This is a genomic window from Roseibium sp. SCP15, from assembly GCF_040329435.1.
Lineage (GTDB): Bacteria > Pseudomonadota > Alphaproteobacteria > Rhizobiales > Stappiaceae > Roseibium.
In genome coordinates, this window is the sequence record NZ_JBDZYI010000001.1 from 1,034,509 (window position 1) to 1,051,304 (window position 16,796).

General features: G+C 54.7%; 15 protein-coding genes and 1 tRNA gene. 10 read left to right on the forward strand and 6 right to left on the reverse strand.

The genetic code is table 11. The features are described from left to right. Window positions 1-4 precede the first annotated feature (4 nt). Window positions 5-985, reverse strand: coding sequence for an adenosylcobinamide-phosphate synthase CbiB (cbiB, locus tag ABLO27_RS04670; protein ID WP_353030816.1), 981 nt, complete (start codon window positions 983-985; stop codon window positions 5-7). 9 nt (window positions 986-994) lie between these two features. Then, on the reverse strand, window positions 995-1,996 hold the full coding sequence (cobD, locus tag ABLO27_RS04675; RefSeq protein ID WP_353030818.1) for a threonine-phosphate decarboxylase CobD: 1,002 nt from the start codon (window positions 1,994-1,996) through the stop codon (window positions 995-997). Between the two features lie 214 nt (window positions 1,997-2,210). Between cobD and ABLO27_RS04680 the strand changes: the two genes are divergently transcribed. Further along, the gene (locus ABLO27_RS04680) at window positions 2,211-2,462 is read left to right on the forward strand and encodes a hypothetical protein (RefSeq protein ID WP_353030820.1); all 252 of its coding nucleotides are present in this window, start codon (window positions 2,211-2,213) and stop codon (window positions 2,460-2,462) included. 9 nt (window positions 2,463-2,471) lie between these two features. Here the strand turns inward: ABLO27_RS04680 and ABLO27_RS04685 are convergent, their stop codons facing one another. Next, window positions 2,472-3,602: a carboxylate-amine ligase gene (locus ABLO27_RS04685; protein WP_353030822.1), complete on the reverse strand. Its 1,131-nt coding sequence runs from the start codon at window positions 3,600-3,602 to the stop codon at window positions 2,472-2,474. Window positions 3,603-3,828: 226 nt separating this feature from the next. Here ABLO27_RS04685 and ABLO27_RS04690 point away from each other — a divergent pair. The 4 genes from ABLO27_RS04690 (at window position 3,829) to ABLO27_RS04705 (ending at window position 7,446) form a co-directional block, all read left to right on the forward strand. After that, window positions 3,829-3,902 (forward strand) — tRNA-Cys (locus ABLO27_RS04690). Window positions 3,903-4,113: 211 nt separating this feature from the next. After that, window positions 4,114-4,776 carry a protein-L-isoaspartate O-methyltransferase family protein gene (locus tag ABLO27_RS04695; RefSeq protein ID WP_353030824.1) on the forward strand — a complete coding sequence of 221 codons (663 nt, stop codon included), beginning with the start codon at window positions 4,114-4,116 and terminating at the stop codon, window positions 4,774-4,776. Window positions 4,777-5,055: 279 nt separating this feature from the next. Next, window positions 5,056-6,399 (forward strand): TolC family outer membrane protein, encoded by a 1,344-nt coding sequence (locus ABLO27_RS04700; protein ID WP_417714751.1) that lies wholly within the window; start codon window positions 5,056-5,058, stop codon window positions 6,397-6,399. Window positions 6,400-6,678: 279 nt separating this feature from the next. Continuing rightward, complete coding sequence (locus tag ABLO27_RS04705; RefSeq protein ID WP_353030828.1) at window positions 6,679-7,446, forward strand: PopZ family protein; 768 nt, start codon at window positions 6,679-6,681, stop codon at window positions 7,444-7,446. Window positions 7,447-7,463: 17 nt separating this feature from the next. On the opposite strand, the gene ABLO27_RS04710 is transcribed toward ABLO27_RS04705, so the two are convergent. Continuing rightward, entirely contained in the window at window positions 7,464-7,895 is a 432-nt protein-coding gene (locus ABLO27_RS04710) for a DUF1284 domain-containing protein (protein WP_353030830.1), read from the reverse strand. A gap of 173 nt (window positions 7,896-8,068) precedes the next feature. Here ABLO27_RS04710 and ABLO27_RS04715 point away from each other — a divergent pair, with 173 nt between their 5' ends. Together ABLO27_RS04715 and ABLO27_RS04720 are read left to right on the forward strand one after the other, a co-directional pair. Continuing rightward, window positions 8,069-10,999 carry a valine--tRNA ligase gene (locus tag ABLO27_RS04715; protein WP_353030832.1) on the forward strand — a complete coding sequence of 977 codons (2,931 nt, stop codon included), beginning with the start codon at window positions 8,069-8,071 and terminating at the stop codon, window positions 10,997-10,999. Window positions 11,000-11,132: 133 nt separating this feature from the next. Then, entirely contained in the window at window positions 11,133-11,660 is a 528-nt protein-coding gene (locus ABLO27_RS04720) for a DUF2155 domain-containing protein (RefSeq protein ID WP_353030835.1), read from the forward strand. Between the two features lie 12 nt (window positions 11,661-11,672). Here the strand turns inward: ABLO27_RS04720 and ABLO27_RS04725 are convergent, their stop codons facing one another. Then, window positions 11,673-12,143, reverse strand: coding sequence for a GNAT family N-acetyltransferase (locus tag ABLO27_RS04725; RefSeq protein ID WP_353030837.1), 471 nt, complete (start codon window positions 12,141-12,143; stop codon window positions 11,673-11,675). Window positions 12,144-12,266: 123 nt separating this feature from the next. Then, the gene (locus ABLO27_RS04730; protein ID WP_353030839.1) at window positions 12,267-12,935 is read right to left on the reverse strand and encodes an alpha/beta hydrolase; all 669 of its coding nucleotides are present in this window, start codon (window positions 12,933-12,935) and stop codon (window positions 12,267-12,269) included. Window positions 12,936-13,231: 296 nt separating this feature from the next. Here ABLO27_RS04730 and ABLO27_RS04735 point away from each other — a divergent pair, with 296 nt between their 5' ends. From ABLO27_RS04735 to sufC, 3 genes are all read left to right on the forward strand, one after another. Continuing rightward, window positions 13,232-14,401 (forward strand): cysteine desulfurase family protein, encoded by a 1,170-nt coding sequence (locus ABLO27_RS04735; protein WP_353030841.1) that lies wholly within the window; start codon window positions 13,232-13,234, stop codon window positions 14,399-14,401. A gap of 101 nt (window positions 14,402-14,502) precedes the next feature. Beyond that, the gene (sufB, locus tag ABLO27_RS04740) at window positions 14,503-15,975 is read left to right on the forward strand and encodes a Fe-S cluster assembly protein SufB (protein ID WP_353030843.1); all 1,473 of its coding nucleotides are present in this window, start codon (window positions 14,503-14,505) and stop codon (window positions 15,973-15,975) included. A 64-nt stretch (window positions 15,976-16,039) separates the two neighbouring features. Beyond that, window positions 16,040-16,795: a Fe-S cluster assembly ATPase SufC gene (sufC, locus tag ABLO27_RS04745; RefSeq protein ID WP_353030845.1), complete on the forward strand. Its 756-nt coding sequence runs from the start codon at window positions 16,040-16,042 to the stop codon at window positions 16,793-16,795. Window position 16,796: the final 1 nt, after the last annotated feature.

Below are 16,796 nucleotides of genomic sequence, written 5' to 3' on the forward strand. Positions count from 1 at the left end.
ATGTTCACATGGTTAAGAATGCAATTGCTAAAACTGCAATCAGCAATCCTTGGATGCAAGACGCACTCACTATTACCAACAATGCACGCGAAATGTCATGCGCAGACGCGGCCTTCCTGCCGGACGGGTTCATGTAAGGGTCTTCCACCGTATATCCCGGATAGACTCGCGGCCCTGCGAGAGCGAGGTTCAAGGCACCTGCCATCGCGGCCTCGGGCCATCCGGCATTGGGTGAACGATGTTGGCCTGAATCCTTCAAGATACAGGACAGGCTATTTTTGATTGAGCCGCTTGCAATCGGGGCGCTCAATGCGATGAACAGACCGGAAAGTCGCGATGCCGGTAGGTTGATCAAATCGTCAAATCGAGCCGAAGCCCAGCCAAAGTCTGAATACTTTTCGTTCTTGTGACCGATCATGCTGTCGGCTGTGTTCACAGCCTTGTAGGCGAGAAGCCCAGGCAATCCGAGTACTGCGAACCAGAAAACCGGTGCCACCACACCATCGGAAAAGTTTTCCGAGCAAGACTCGATTGCAGCGCGGGAAACACCTGCCTCATCGAGCTGATTGGGATCACGTCCGACAATCATCGAAACGGCCCTTCGCCCACCTTCCAGTCCGCCCGAGACCAGTCCATCGCGAACAGCAGCCACGTGCAGATAGAGGCTTTTTTGGGCGATGAAAACAGCAGCGATGACCACGACAAGAATGTCACCAAAGGGAATGCGCTCGCAGACGAAATGAAGTCCGGCGCCTGCGAGCAAGCCACCAATCAACAGGAACACCAGGCTCACGAGCCCGCCGAGCCTACGCTGAGATGGCGAGAACGAAGACTTGTTCAGCTGTGCGTCAAGCGCTGAGATGACACGGCCGATCCATACAACCGGATGCTGCAGACGACGCCACAGCCAATCCGGGTCTCCGATGATGGCGTCAAGCAACAGGGCTGCCAGAAGCAGCCACAGGGCATGGTCGTAAATCAGCATCTGAGCTCGTTAGAGCTCTTTCTTGGCATCCGCAAGTGCTTCAGAAAGGCGTTCGAAGTTTTCCGGGCTTCCCGGAAGACCGAAACGTATCCAGGTTGGGGCGTAGTCGAAGATGCGCGTCCAGATGTGCCGGCGGGCCAGGGCTTCGTGCAGGCCCTTGGCATTGCGCAATCCTGCCAATGCGTAAAGAGGTGTACCGCCGAACACACTCAGTTCGCGTTCTGACAAGAGAACGGTGAGGTCTGCCATTTCCTCGATCAATTGACGGGTCATCTGGTCCTGCCAGCTCTCGTCGCGCAGGGCTTTGGTGCCGATCTCCAGCGCCGGACCGCTAAGGCACCAGCTTTCCAGCAGATCTGAAACGCGTTTCGTTACGGTGTTGGGGGCCGCGAGGAAACCGAGGCGAAGACCGGCAAGGCCGAAGAACTTGCCGAACGAACGAAGCACCAGAACATTCTCGTCAGTGATATGCGGCAGAAGGCTTGCACCCGGAACAACGTCCGCGAAGGCTTCGTCGATGACCAGGTAACCTCCGCGCGCGGTCAGCGTCTGCGCGATTTCCAGGAGACTTTTGACGTCGACAAGCTGACCATCCGGATTGTTCGGATTGACAAGCAGCACCACCTTGGCGTCCGCAGGAAGCGCATAGATGCTTGAGAGTTCCACCGGCGCGCGGCCTTCCCGGGTCCAGGCGGTCTTGTGACTGGTGTAGGTCGGTGAGGTGAGGGCGACAGGGCCTTCGGGCAGTATCAGCGGAAGAAGTGAAAGAAGCAGCTGAGTGCCCGGTGCGGCAACAAGGCCAAGTTTTTCCGGAACGTGATAGACCTGTCGAGCTGCAGATATGAGCCTCTCTTCGGCTACCTTCGCAGGAAGAGAAGACCATGCATTTGAAGAAATATCCTTCGGAATTGGATAGCTGTGAGGATTGATCCCTGTTGACAGGTCCAGCCAACCGTCTTGCGTGCCACCGAAGCGTTCGATCGCCAGTGTGAGGTCACCACCGTGTTCCACGAAATACTCCTTCCGCAATTTGGACCGGCCTAGAAAATGTCATTCGTTTCAACGACACATCGTTGCTTTCGGCCAGAACTACCCCATTTCGACAAGGAGGTCATGGCCGGATGCGACACCTCATTGTCAGAAACGCAAATTGACAGGGATTCTTCAGTTCAGATAATAGAACAAAGCAAGAACTAATAGATTTGATTGGTAGAAGGATCAGGAAATGGCAGGCAGCCGACGTACCCGGGAACTCAAGGATATCGATCGGCAGGAGGTCTTGCAGGCATTGGCACAGGCAAGATCTTCGTTGATCGAAGCCAGACGCTGCATGCGCCCAAGATCGGGGTTGTCCCGTTCGGCTGAAGCTGTCATTTCGGAGATTGACGATTTCGCCTATGTTCTGACCGGGACAAGGGATCACTTTCATCTGAAGGCGCACGGAACACCTGCCAGAAGCGACCGAAAATCAGACTGAACCAATTTGTCAAAGACCGGCTTGGGTCTCGCTGATCAGGTGGTCGACGATTTCGTCGAGCATCTCTTGCGGTAACAAGCCTTCTGGGGCAGCTGTCTTTGCAATTTTCAGCTGCTGCTCCGCAGAGGTTCCTCGCTGAGCAATGACACGGACATGTTCAAGATCGGCCTCGCAGCCAAAAAAGCTTGCGTCGGGTCTGACCAGTTCGATCATCTCCTCAACCAAATCGACAAACGCGACGGGTTCGTTGCGGCCGAAGTCTATCAGATTGGCCTCCGTGCCGTGCCTTTGTGCCTGCCATCGGTTTTCCGCCAACAAGAAGCGCGAATACCGGCGCCAGCTCTGATTTGCGCGGCGCAGCCGGAAGAGCATTCGGCAAAGGCATCGGTAAAGGGCGGCGATGGCTATCGCATCATCGAGGCGGGTGCAGACATCGGTAACTCGCATTTCCAGGGTCGGAAAGCGGTTCGATGGGCGCAGGTCCCACCAGATCTTGGTGGCATCTTCAATCACGCCCGCTCGCGTCAGTATGTCGACAGTGTGTTGATATTCATAGTAACTCTCGAATTTTGGAGGCAGTCCTGTACGCGGCAACTCGTTGAAAACCGACAGCCGATATGATTTCAGCCCGGATCGCCGGCCTCGCCAGAACGGGGACGAGGTGCTCAGTGCAAGCAAATGCGGCAGAAAGTAAGCCATCTGATTGAAGAGCTCGATCCGCAACTCATCATCTTCAATGCCGACGTGAACATGCATGCCGCAGATGACCATTCGCTTGACCACGACTTGCATGCTACGGGCAATTTCATTGTAACGTTGCTTGTCTGTATGCGGCTGATCCGTCCATTCCGCAAACGGGTGCGTTGACGATGCGATCGGAGCGAGATTATAGGCAGCGGCTTCCCGGGCGATGGTCTTTCTGAAGTAGGCGAGCTCCGCGCGAACCTCTGAAAGGGTCATGCAAACTGGAGTGCCAACTTCAATTTGGCATCGCAGAAACTCGGGGCTGACCCTGCCTTCGAGAGCGCTTTCGCAAGTAGAGAACAGCTCCTGCGGAGGGGAGCTTGCCAATTTCCGGGTTGTTTTGTCGACCAGAAGGTACTCTTCTTCAACGCCGATACTGAAACTGGGTTCTTTCATTACAACAGCATCAGCAATTTCCTTACCCGCGGTCAAGAAAAAGGTGATGTTTCACTCAGGCGCGAGTCTTGCGCACGTGTTCGATACTCAGGTTAGGAGTTCTGGAAATGTCCACAGGCAGATGTCGCCGCAATTCCGGACAGTCTCCGGAAAATCGGCTTTCAATCGAAATCCGCTCTTGACCTTCCTCCATAACTGATTGATAAGGCGCGGCACACCACCAAGGGGCCCTGTGGCGGAGTGGTGACGCAGCGGATTGCAAATCCGTGTACACCGGTTCGATTCCGGTCGGGGCCTCCATTTCCAAGACATTCAGGTTTAAGTTCAATCTCGCCGGAAAAGCGGGCAATTGAAAGTTTGGCCTGCATCAAAACAACGCGGTCAATTTCAGCGAGTTGCCGACGGAATTGCAAGAAACTGTTGCTTCGACAGCTTGTCAGGCCGCCATTGCCTCGTTAATGAACGGTCTCAAGAGGCGCCGGGCAACCGGCATGTCAAAGTGAGGGCCGATATGACGGACTTTAGCCAGTCCCGCCGCAAGATGGTGGACAACCAGTTGCGAACCAACGATGTGACCGACCACCGTATCCTCGACGCGATGGAGACGGTGCCACGGGAGCGTTTCGTGCCCGCTTCAAAAAAGGCTATTGCCTATATCGACGAAGACCTGCCGATCGGCCCGGTTGATTCCGGACGCGTTCTGATGAAGCCTCATATCTTCGGCAAGCTGGTTCAGTTGGCCGAAATACAGGAAGGCGACGTCGTGCTGATCGTTGGCGCCGGTACAGGATACAGCTCTGCTGTCATATCGAAACTGGCGGCGTCTGTTGTTGCCCTGGAGGAAAATGAAGACCTGGCAAAAACTGCCACGGAGGGCCTGGTTGACCTTGGCATCGAGAACGCTGTGGTCGTTGAAGGTCCACTTGTGAAGGGGTACGCCGCTGAAGGGCCGTACGATGTCATTCTTGTCGACGGAGCGGTTGAAGTGCTGCCGAGCACCTTTACCGACCAGTTGAAAGAAGACGGCAGGTTGGCAGTCATCGAAGGGCGTGGGGGAGCAGGTGCTGCTCGGCTCTATCAAAAGTCAGGTGACGTTGCGAGCAGTCGATTCGCGTTCAACGCATCGGTTGCGATCCTTCCCGGTTTCGCAAAGGAAGCCGAGTTCGTTTTTTAAACCTTGAACCGCTTGTTTGAGTTCCAGAACGCCCGCCGACCCTGGTGGGCGTTTCTCGTTAAAATAGCAGGATTTCTGCGAAAAGGTTAACAGACTTGTTGCTATTTGGCCGCACTCTCAGAAAAACCGACAATCTTGTGATCAACGAGCTCTCAAATGGTTGAACAATGAAAGCCGTCAGTTTACTCAACATGTTCAAGTAGGTTGACGTTGACCCGGAAGGAGTGTGGGGTGTCTGGCCGATCAACACCAAAGGCATTGGTTGTAACGTTGGGGCTCATGGGTGGGGTAGCCGCTAGCGTTTTGACAGGTGCATCCTTTTCCGCTGCGAAGGCGGAGACTATCTGGGAATCTCTGGCACTTGCTTATGCCAACAATCCCACTTTGAATGCGGCGCGCGCGCAGTTGCGTGGTGTCGATGAAAACGTTCCGCAAGCTCTTGCCGGCTGGCGTCCGACCGTTACTGCAGGTGCATCTGCTGGCCGAATCCGTTCCGGCGTGGATAGCTTCGTCGATTATCGTAACAACGCGTCGATCTCCATGACGATCAGTCAGACCATCTTCCGCGGCTTTCGGACGATCAACTCCACGCGTCAGGCAGAATCTGTTGTCCGTGCTCAGCGTGAAAGTCTGAACTCGACTGAGCAGGATACTCTTCTCGACGCAGCCACGGCTTATGTAGATGTGATCCGGGATACGGCGCTGGTTTCATTGCAACGCAGCGACCTAGCCTTCCTTCAGGAACAGGTGAGAGCCGCACGTGACAGGTTCGATGTCGGTGAAGGTACTCGGACTGATGTCAGCCAGGCTGAAGCGCGTGCGGCTGAAGCGCGCGCAAGTCTGAACACCGCGCTCGCCAATCTCAATACAAGTCGGGCTATCTACCGGCAGGTTGTCGGTATCGAGGCCAACAACCTTTCGGCTGATACAAGAATCAGCCGTTATGTTCCGAAGTCGGTCAACGAGGCTCTTCAGCTCAGCGAGACCAACCAGCCTCTGATACGTCAGGCAGAGCATCAGGTTGACGCTGCGATATTCAATATCAAGGCGATCGAAGGTGAACTGCTGCCAACCGTTACCTTGGATGGCAGCATCTCCCGTAGCTGGGGATCTTCGTCCACCGTTGATATTACGGACAACGCCCAGATATTCGGTAACGTTAGCATTCCTCTCTACCAGGGCGGTGGTGTGTCATCACGCGTGCGTCAGGCGAAGGAATCTTTGGGGCAGACGCGGTTGCAGCTCGATGTGGCGCGCGATCAGGTTCGGGCGAATGTCATTTCCGCTTGGGGAAACTATCAGGCAGCCGAGGCCTCAATTATCGCCGCGCAAGCAGCAGTTGAAGCACAGAAATTGGCGCTTGAAGGTGTGATCGAAGAGCAGCGTGTGGGGCAGAGAACGACTTTGGACGTGCTCGATGCACAGCGTGAACTTGTTACCCAGCAGTCGAACCTGGTTACCGCGCAGCGCAATCGGATCGTGGGTGGCTATCAGTTGGTTGCTTCTGTCGGCCAGCTTGATGCCGGGTCGCTTGGTCTGAACGTGGCGCGATACGAGCCGAAGCAGCATTATCAAGCTGTACGCGATCAATGGTTTGGTCTGCGGACACCCGACGGCCGGTAACCTGCTGGCATAATGGTCTAAAAGAGCGGCTGAAACGATATGCGTTTCAGCCGCTTTTTTGTTTGCTGCAACGTGTGTTGTGCAAAGCTGCAGTCCACAGCCCTATGGTGTCGGTTCCGATTTCTGGCCGGGCCGGTCGGAGACTTTCAAGGGGAAAAGACATTGTTAACGAATGTGCTGACTTTGCGCATGTGGCGTTGAACCGCATAATTTCGGTTAACGAATCATTCAGGTGCGACCGGGTGTTGCGTGAAGTGACCGAGAAGTACGGGGGAAGTCATGGCTGAGGCGAAGAAGGCTGAAGAGCCGTCGATGGAGGAAATCCTCGCATCGATACGCCGGATTATCTCCGATGAAGACGCCCAGGGAGCAGAGGCTGAAGAAGCCAAGGCTAGTGAAGAAACAGAAACTCCAGCAGAAGAGGCGGCAGACGAGATGGACGGTGCCTCCGAAATGTCTCAGGACGACCTGGACAAGCTGTTTGATATGGACAGCGATTCAGGTGGCGATACGGTAGAAGACGATTCTGAAGATGCTGATGACATGGCTGCCGCAATGGAAGCGGACGCGGCAGAAGATGAATCGGACGATGACGTCCTGGAGCTGACCGAAGAACTGGCTGTTTCTGAAGACGACACCATGGAAATGGTGGAGGGACTGGCCGAAGACTTCGATAGCCCGGAAGGAGACTTGTCCTTTGCGGAACCGCCTGCACCGGAGCCGGAACCTGAGCCAGAAATCGAAGTCGAGCCGGAGTTTGAACCGGCCCCCGCACCGGTTTCAACAATTGCGACGACACCGGTCCCTGAAGATCTGCCGACCGTAGCGGATGATGCGCCGCTCACCTCAAACAACACCGGTGAAGCCGTTCATGCTGCGTTTGACAATCTCTCCAATATGTTTGTCGGTTCCCAGGCGCAGACTGTGGAAGAGCTGGTCAAGGAAATGCTGCGCCCCATGCTGAAGGCCTGGTTGGACCAGAACCTGCCGGGAATGGTGGAGCAAATGGTTCAAAAGGAAATTCAGAGAGTTACGCGGCGCAGGTAAGAGAACCTGGCGTGGGATCAGTGCAGGGGTAGCCGGAGACGGCAGCCCCTGAACCTGTTTTTGGCGATTTCAGTGCACATATCGTACCACTCACAGCCATTGCATGCATGTCGCAGTGCGCCGCGAGCAAACTCGTTCCTGAGCAAGTCGATATCTATTTTTGTCAGGATTAGGACATTTCCCGGCTCAATGTGTTTGCCAAGGCTTCGTCCAATATCCATCAATGCCTGGCGGTCGCGATCGCGAACGCTTTGATTGTGACAATGACAACCAGGTTCTTCGAGCATCGGTTGGCAGATTTCGTCCGGTCCATTGATCAGGGCAATTTCTTCGCCTGCGTTCAACCGCTTAACGATGAGATTGTAATTGTCGACGAAGGCAGGCGTGTATCCCTTGCCGAGATAGGTCAACATACAAAGCAGATGATGAGCACGAATTGAAACGGACATGCTGCGTTTATTGCAGGAATTGGCGAGCAGCCCAAGTCCACATGTTCACTGCTTTGACATTCTCAAATCAAAAGCAGCAATTTGGGTGACTAAGGCTGTTGACTTGAGCGGACGCATCCGATTTACACGGGAACTCACGATTTTCTGGAAACTTTCCCCTTTGAGTGACCCAAATGCTGGATAAGACCTACGATGCGGCCAGCGTTGAGCCGCGGATTTACGAAACCTGGGAAAAAGCGGAGGCCTTCAAGGCCGGTGCTGGCGCCAAGGATGGCGCACCTGCCTTTTCCATCGTAATTCCGCCTCCAAATGTGACAGGCTCGCTGCATATGGGCCACGCGTTGAACAACACGCTGCAAGATGTGTTGATCCGCTGGAAGCGCATGCAGGGGTTTGACGTTCTCTGGCAACCTGGAACCGATCACGCTGGCATTGCGACACAGATGGTTGTCGAGCGCGAGCTGATGGAAACACAGCAGCCGGGCCGCCGGGAAATGGGGCGCGAAGCTTTCGTCGAACGTGTCTGGGAGCAGAAGCGCAAGTCCGAAGGAACAATTCTCGGTCAGCTTAAACGGCTTGGTGCATCCTGCGATTGGAGCCGAACCGAGTTCACGATGTCGCCCAATCTATCAGCGGCTGTTCTGAAGGTCTTTGTAGATCTCTATAACGAAGGGCTGATCTACAAGTCCAAGCGGCTAGTGAACTGGGACCCGAAATTCGAAACCGCGATTTCGGACCTTGAGGTCGAGAATATCGAGTCCGACGGCCACATGTGGCACTTCAAGTACCCGTTGGCCGGTGGCGAAACCTATGAATATGTCGAGAAGGACGAAGAGGGGAACATCACCCTCCGCGAAACACGCGACTATATTTCAATCGCCACCACGCGTCCTGAAACCATGCTCGGTGATGGCGCTGTCGCAGTTCATCCGGATGATGAACGTTACAAACCGATTGTCGGCAAGCTCTGCGAAATTCCTGTCGGTCCTAAGGAAAGACGCCGCCTGATCCCGATCATTACCGATGAATATCCCGATCCGGACTTTGGCTCGGGAGCGGTCAAGATCACCGGGGCGCATGACTTCAACGACTACGGTGTTGCTCAGCGAAACAAAATCCCGATGTACCGTTTGATGGATACCAAGGGAGCCATGCGCTCCGATGGTGCACCATACGCGGAAGAGGCAACAAAGGCGCAGGCGATTATTGATGGCGCTGTGATGACGATCAACGAGGTCGATCTCATCAACATCGTTCCTGACGACCTGCGCGGCTTGGATCGTTACGAAGCGCGTAAGCGTGTAATTGAGCAGATTACAGCAGAAGGGCTCGCCGTCATGGTCCCGGCGGATCATCCGGACGTAGCCTGGATGAAGGGGCAGGCGCCGGACTGGCATCCTCTTGGGCGTGCAATCGTCCGTCCGCTTGAAGCCGATGTCGAAGGACCTGTAGAACTGCCTCTCGTCGAGGCAAAGAAGATCATGCAGCCGTATGGTGACCGGTCGAAAGTGGTCATCGAGCCTATGCTGACCGACCAGTGGTTTGTCGACGCCAAGAAACTGACCGAACCAGCGTTGCAGGCGGTTAAGGACGGTTCCACGAAGCTGATTCCTGGAAATGCCGACAAGATCTATTTCAACTGGCTCGACGACATTCAGCCATGGTGTATCTCACGTCAGCTTTGGTGGGGGCATCAGATCCCGGTCTGGTATGACGAAGAAGGCAATGAGTACTGTGCCGAGACCGAAGAACAAGCAACTGAAATGGCAGGTGGAAAATCGCTGACAAGGGACGAGGATGTCCTTGATACCTGGTTCTCGTCCGCCCTTTGGCCATTTTCGACGCTTGGTTGGCCGAATGAAACACCGGAGCTCGAGCGCTACTACAAGACCGATGTCTTGATCACAGGTCTAGACATCATCTTCTTCTGGGTTGCGCGGATGATGATGCAGGGCATCCATTTCATGGGCGAAGTTCCGTTCCACACGGTCTACTTCAATTCGATCGTTGTCGATGGCAAGGGCAAGAAGATGTCCAAGTCGACGGGCAATGTCATCGACCCGCTGGATCTGATTGACCGTTTCGGGGCTGACGCGACACGTTTTGCCCTTGCCAGCCAGGAAGTGCAGGCACGCAGAATGTTGCGTATGTCCGATCAGGCGGCAGAAGGCGGGCAGAGGTTTGCCACCAAGCTCTGGAACGCATCCAGGTTCGCTGAAATGAACGGCTGTGCGCGTGTTGCTGGATTCGATCCCGCCGCGGCTCAGCATACGTTGAACCGTTGGATCGCCACAGAAATGGGCCGTTGCATTACCGAAGTAACGGACGCGTTGGAAGACTATCGGTTCAATGACGCGGCAGGCGCGGTCTACCGTTTCACCTGGAACACGTTCTGCGACTGGTACCTGGAGCTGGCCAAGCCGATCTTCAACGGAGAGGATGAGGCCGCAAAGGCGGAAACCCGTGCCACCACCGCTTGGGCCATCGACGAAATTCTGAAAGTCTTGCATCCATTCATGCCGTTCCTGACGGAAGAGCTGTGGGAGCGTCTTGGCGATGAAGGTGTGAAGGCTGACGAACTGCTGATGCTGACAGCTTGGCCGGAGGCCAAGGTTTCCGATGACCAAGCAGCTGCGGAAATCAATTGGCTGGTTTCATTGATTTCCGAAATCCGTTCGGTTCGTGCAGAAATGAACGTTCCGGCCGGGGCAAAGGTCGCGGTTGTCATCACTGGAGCCAATGACGAGACGAAAGCGCGTCTGAAAACGCATGAATCTGCGATCTTGCGACTGGCGCGTGCTGAAACGGTAAGCCTTGCGGACACTGCACCGTCCGGCTCTGCCCAGATCATCGTTGGCGAGGCTACCATTTGTTTGCCTCTGGCTGGTGTCATCGATCTGAATGCTGAAAAGGCGCGACTGGCGAAAGAAGTTGGCAAGCTCGAAGGCGAAATCTCCAAGGTCGAGAAGAAACTCTCTAATCCGAAATTCGTTGAAAAGGCGCCGGACGAAGTGGTTCAGGGTGAGCGGGAGAAAGTCGCCGAGTCGAAAGAAAAACTTGAAAAGGTCCAAGTTGCTCTCAACCGTCTGGCGGAGATCGGCTAACTGTCCTGGTTGGCCCGGATATGGCGATTGTCTTTTCCGGGCCGCAATTAGGTGCTAGCGCGTCGGCGAAGAACTTAAGTATGCTTGGCACCAGAGAATCTTTCGAGACTTGATGGCGGGATTGTCTGACACAATGAAAACAGCAATAAGAGTTTGGGCGGCAGCCGGCATTGCTGTTGCTTCCGTTCTGGGGCTGACCGGTTCCGTTTCGGCTGAAAAGATCGAGAACCCGGTCGCTGTCTTCTCCGGTCTCGACAAGATTACAGGCCGCATCATTTCATTCGACGTTTACATTGGTGAAACGGTACAATTCGGCGCACTTCAGGTGACGCCGAGGGTCTGCCACACGCGCCCTCAGACGGAATCGCCTCTTACGACGGGATTCGTCCAGGTTGATGAAATCACGCTCAATAACGAAGTTCGCCGGATCTTTTCCGGTTGGATGTATGCGGCAAGTCCCGGTCTTCATGCGGTCGAGCATGCAGTCTACGATATCTGGCTCACCAATTGTAAGCTGGCTTCGAATGTGCCGCCGCCAGAAGACTATGCCGGGCCACCCATTCAAGGGGTTGTGGCCGAAGGGGAAGACCCCCTTGCAGGTCCGGACGATGGCGTCAATAGAGGACCGGGAGTGCCGCGAAAGAAGCCGTTCCAGGGATAGCAGTCTGGCGGTTCAGTCCAGTTTGCGAGAAGGATATCCCGGTCGCCTTAACTCAAATCCCGTTTTGCTTTTCTGAAAGCCTGCGCGTTCGTAAAATGCGTGGGCTTTTTGGTTTTGTGCACCCGACATCAGCATGATCTTGTAGCAACCTGACTGCCAGGCGCTTTGCTGGGCAGTTTCCATCAAGCGTCTGCCTATGCCCAAGCCTCGATACTCAATCCTTGTGACGACATTTTCGATTAATGCGTAAGGTGCACATCCACGTGTCAGATTTGGAATAACGATAAGCGTGAGTGTTGCCAAGAGCTGGCTTTCCAGAGATGCAACCAGAACCGTCAGACCCGGGTGTGCGAGCATCTGGGCGAAGGTTGTCCTTTGCAGATCCTCCGAGGCAACGTGATCGTCGGAGCTGAGGTTTCTGTAAAGATCAACGAGGCCGGCGAAGTCGTCGAGCCGCGCCGGACGATAGTCTGGAGTGTCCATGAATTGGCTGATTTTATGATCGAATGAATGACTGCAGATTTAGCGGATTGAAACGGGTAATTCGGTGGTTCGCAACGAGCAAAGAAAAACCCGCCGTAAGGCGGGCTTTTCAAGCAAGGGATATCAGTCTACGTCGATGTAGTCGTCAGGCGTCAGCCCCAACCGGCCGTCGACATAATTGCCGCAACGTTCCAACAGGTCATCCATGTCATTCTCAAAGAAGTGATTGGCGCCTGGAATGGTTTCGTGGTCGATCACGATGCCTTTTTGAGTTTTCAGCTTGTCAACCAGGGTCTGAACATCTTTCTGCGGCACGACCTTGTCGTTGTCGCCATGAACGATCAGTCCGGATGATGGACAAGGTGCCAGGAACGAGAAATCGTGCAGGTTCGCAGGCGGAGCAACGGAAATGAACCCTTCAACTTCCGGGCGGCGCATCAGCAGCTGCATTCCGATCCAGGCTCCGAAGGAGAAGCCGGCAATCCAGCATGCACGTGCATCAGGATGGACGGTCTGAACCCAATCGAGCGCCGCTGCCGCATCCGACAATTCGCCCTGTCCGTGATCGAAAGTACCTTGTGAACGCCCAACGCCGCGGAAATTGAACCGGAGCACCGCGAAACCGCGCCGCGCGAACATGTAATACATCTGATAAACAATTTGATTGTTCATCGTCCCGCCAAATTGCGGGTGCAGATGCAATACGAGTGCGATGGGGGCGTTGCGTTTTTTCGCGGGGTGGAACCGGCCCTCAAGCCGGCCCGCGGGACCGTTAAAGATCACCTCAGGCATGAAGCGCTATGTCCTTGTCATATTGTCGCGCCGCGAAGTGGGGCGCGGGAAATTGAGTTCTGGATACGTGGTTTCCCGTAAGTCTAAACTTGACTCTTAGCCTCCAAGTTTCTAGAACCCTGTTTAGAATTATTCGAAAGTTCGCATCATCCCCCGAAGGCAGACGACACTCGGTTCGACCGGTTGGGGGTGTTATCGTCATCACAGCGGAAAATTTCAAGTTTTTCGAACATGTGCTTGGCATTTCAGCAAATTTTCGAACTGAACTCAACGTTGATCTAAGGTTTCGAGGTGTCATGCCGCGTCGTTCCGCTCCGATCTATCTTGACCACAACGCCGGCGCACCTTTGCGCGCCAGCGTTCGAGAGGGCATGATCGAGGTCCTCAGCGACACCGGAAATGCTTCATCTGTGCATTCGCACGGTCGCAGGGCGAGGGGGCGTCTGGAAGCAGCACGGGAAAGTGTCGCGCAGCTTTGCGGAGCCAAAAATCGCGCCGTGACTTTCGTCTCCGGCGGCACTGAAGCAAACATGACCGCACTGACATCTACCTGGCGGGACCAGGGGGCTCCAGTCTACCTCGACAAGCTGTTTCGAAGTGCCGTTGAGCACCCGTCCGTCGTGACCGGAGGCCGCTTTCCTGTTGGGGATCAAGTCGTTGTTCCGGTGGACTCAAACGGGATCGTTGTGGCTGAAGCCTTGAAAGATCTATTGGTGGGAGCTGAGCCAGGCCTCGTTTCCGTCATGGCCGCAAACAATGAGACCGGTGTCATGCAGCCCCTGCAAGAAATTGGGGCGATCGCGAAAGAACATGGTCATTTCTTTCATGTGGATGCGGTTCAGGCAGCTGGCCGATTGCAGATTGATCTGGATGAGTGGCAGGCAGACATCATCACTCTGTCCGCCCACAAGTTTGGCGGACCTCAGGGAATTGGGGCGGTTGTCGCAAGAAGTACTGCGCGTGTTCCGGCCCCACTGATGATCGGCGGTGGACAGGAAAACTGGAGTCGCGGCGGTACAGAAAACGTTGCTGCAATCGTTGGCTTCGGAATTGCTGCGCAGGATGCTCTTGAAGAAGTGTCCGATGTGAGCCATTTGGCAGAGTTGAAATCGAAACTCGAGCTTGGACTGCGTTCTGTTTGCCCTTCAACCGTGATCTTTGGTGAGACGGCACCGCGATTGGCGAATACGTGCTGCTTCGCAGTTCCAGGAATTCCGGCAGAAACGGCATTGATCGCTTTCGACCTTGAGCGCGTATCGGTTTCGTCGGGTTCGGCATGTTCTTCGGGCAAAGTGTCGGTTTCGCACGTGCTGACCGCCATGGGTGTTGACGAACCGTTGGCACGATGTGCGTTGCGGATCAGCATGGGGTGGGATACGTCGGCGTCGGACATTGACCGGATTTTGGAGGTCTGGCCGCAGATCGTGGATCGGTTGAAGCCCGACGCACGGCACGAGGCCGCATAAGAGTTAATTCGGCGAACTTTCGCCATTGAATGAGCAGGTCGAAGTTTCTTCCTGCAGATATTAGTGGAGCGGATACGGGATCCGCTGAATGGAGGCAAAACATGCCAGCTGTACAGGAAACCATCGATCAGGTGAAAGCCATCGATGTTGACCAGTATAAATACGGCTTTGTAACGGATATCGAGTCGGAAAAGGGCGCCAAGGGCCTGTCCGAGGAGACCGTACGGTTTCTTTCCGCCAAGAAAAACGAACCGGAATGGATGACGGAATGGCGGCTCGACGCCCTGCGCCGGTTCAAGCAGATGGACGAGCCGAGCTGGGCGCGTGTCTCCTATCCGAAGATCGATTTTGACGACCTGTATTACTGGGCTGCCCCGAAATCCGTCGAAGGTCCGAAGAGCCTCGACGAAGTCGATCCGGAATTGCTGGCGACTTATGAAAAACTCGGTATTCCACTCGCCGAGCAGGAGATTCTTGCAGGTGTTGAGCCGAAGAACCGAGTGGCTGTCGACGCTGTTTTCGACTCCGTTTCCGTTGTCACCACGTTCAAGGAAGAGCTGAAGAAGGCTGGCGTCATCTTCTGTTCTATCTCCGAGGCGGTTCGCGAATACCCCGACCTGGTAAAGAAGTATCTTGGTTCGGTTGTACCGGTAACAGACAACTACTATGCGACGTTGAATTCAGCGGTCTTTTCCGACGGTTCCTTCGTTTACATTCCGGAAGGCGTACGTTGCCCGATGGAACTGTCGACGTATTTCCGCATCAATGAACAGAACACCGGTCAGTTCGAACGCACTCTGATTATTGCCGAAAAGGGATCATACGTTTCGTATCTGGAAGGGTGCACCGCGCCTCAACGTGACGAAAACCAGCTGCATGCGGCAGTAGTCGAACTGGTCGCGCTCGATGATGCAGAAATCAAGTATTCCACGGTTCAGAACTGGTTCCCAGGCGATAAGGACGGCAAGGGTGGCATTTACAACTTTGTGACCAAACGGGGCGATTGCCGCGGCAAAAACTCGAAGATTTCCTGGACTCAGGTTGAAACTGGCTCTGCGATCACCTGGAAATACCCGTCCTGCATCCTGCGTGGTGAGAATTCCCGTGGCGAGTTCTATTCCATCGCGGTTTCCAACGGCTACCAGCAGGTCGACAGCGGAACCAAAATGATCCACCTGGGCAAGAATTCCTCAAGCCGGATTATTTCCAAGGGAATTTCGGCAGGCAGGTCCCAGAATACCTATCGTGGTCTGGTCTCCGCCCACCGCAAAGCGTCGCACGCGCGAAACTTCACCCAGTGTGATTCGCTTCTGATCGGACAGGACTGTGGTGCACACACGGTGCCTTATATCGAGAGCAAAAACGCATCGGCTCAGTTCGAGCACGAAGCGACAACCTCGAAGATCTCGGATGATCAGATGTTCTACTGCCTGCAGCGCGGGTTGTCTGAAGAAGAAGCTGTTGCCCTGATCGTCAATGGTTTCGTCAAGGATGTGATCCAGCAGCTGCCGATGGAGTTCGCTGTCGAAGCTCAGAAGCTGATCTCGATCAGCCTGGAAGGATCCGTGGGCTAAAGCCTGCTTACAAGGAATATGATTGAGGCTGAACAAGCCCAAAGATTTACGAGGAAAAATCTCAATGCTTGAGATCAAAAACCTGCACGCGCGCATCGCGGAAGACGAAACTGAAATCCTGCGCGGCATCGACCTGACCGTCAATCCTGGTGAGACCCATGCGATCATGGGCCCCAATGGCTCCGGAAAATCTACCCTTTCCTACATTCTCGCAGGCAAGGACGATTACGAAGTCACCGAAGGCGAAATCCTCTTCAACGGTGAAAACATGCTGGAGATGGAACCGGACGAACGTGCAGCGGCCGGGATGTTCCTTGCATTCCAGTATCCGATCGAAATTCCGGGTGTTGCAACCATGGAGTTTCTGAAGACGGCCATGAATGCGCAGCGCAAGGCACGCGGTGAAGACCCGCTATCCATTCCTGATTTCATGAAACGCGTCAAAGCTGCTGCAGCGCACCTGAATGTGTCGATGGACATGCTGAAGCGCCCATTGAATGTTGGTTTCTCTGGCGGCGAAAAGAAACGTGCCGAGATCCTGCAAATGTCTTTGCTGGAGCCCAAATTGTGTGTGCTTGATGAAACAGATTCCGGTCTTGACATCGATGCGCTCCGCATTGTCTCAGAAGGCGTCAACAAGCTGCGCTCGCCGGAGCGGGCCATGGTTGTAATTACGCACTACCAGCGTCTGCTTGATCACATTGTGCCGGACGTCGTGCACGTCCTGTCAAAGGGCAGGATCGTCAAGACGGGTGACAAGGATCTGGCGCTCGAGCTGGAGAAAAACGGCTACGCCGATTACGTCGACACGGCTGCCTGAG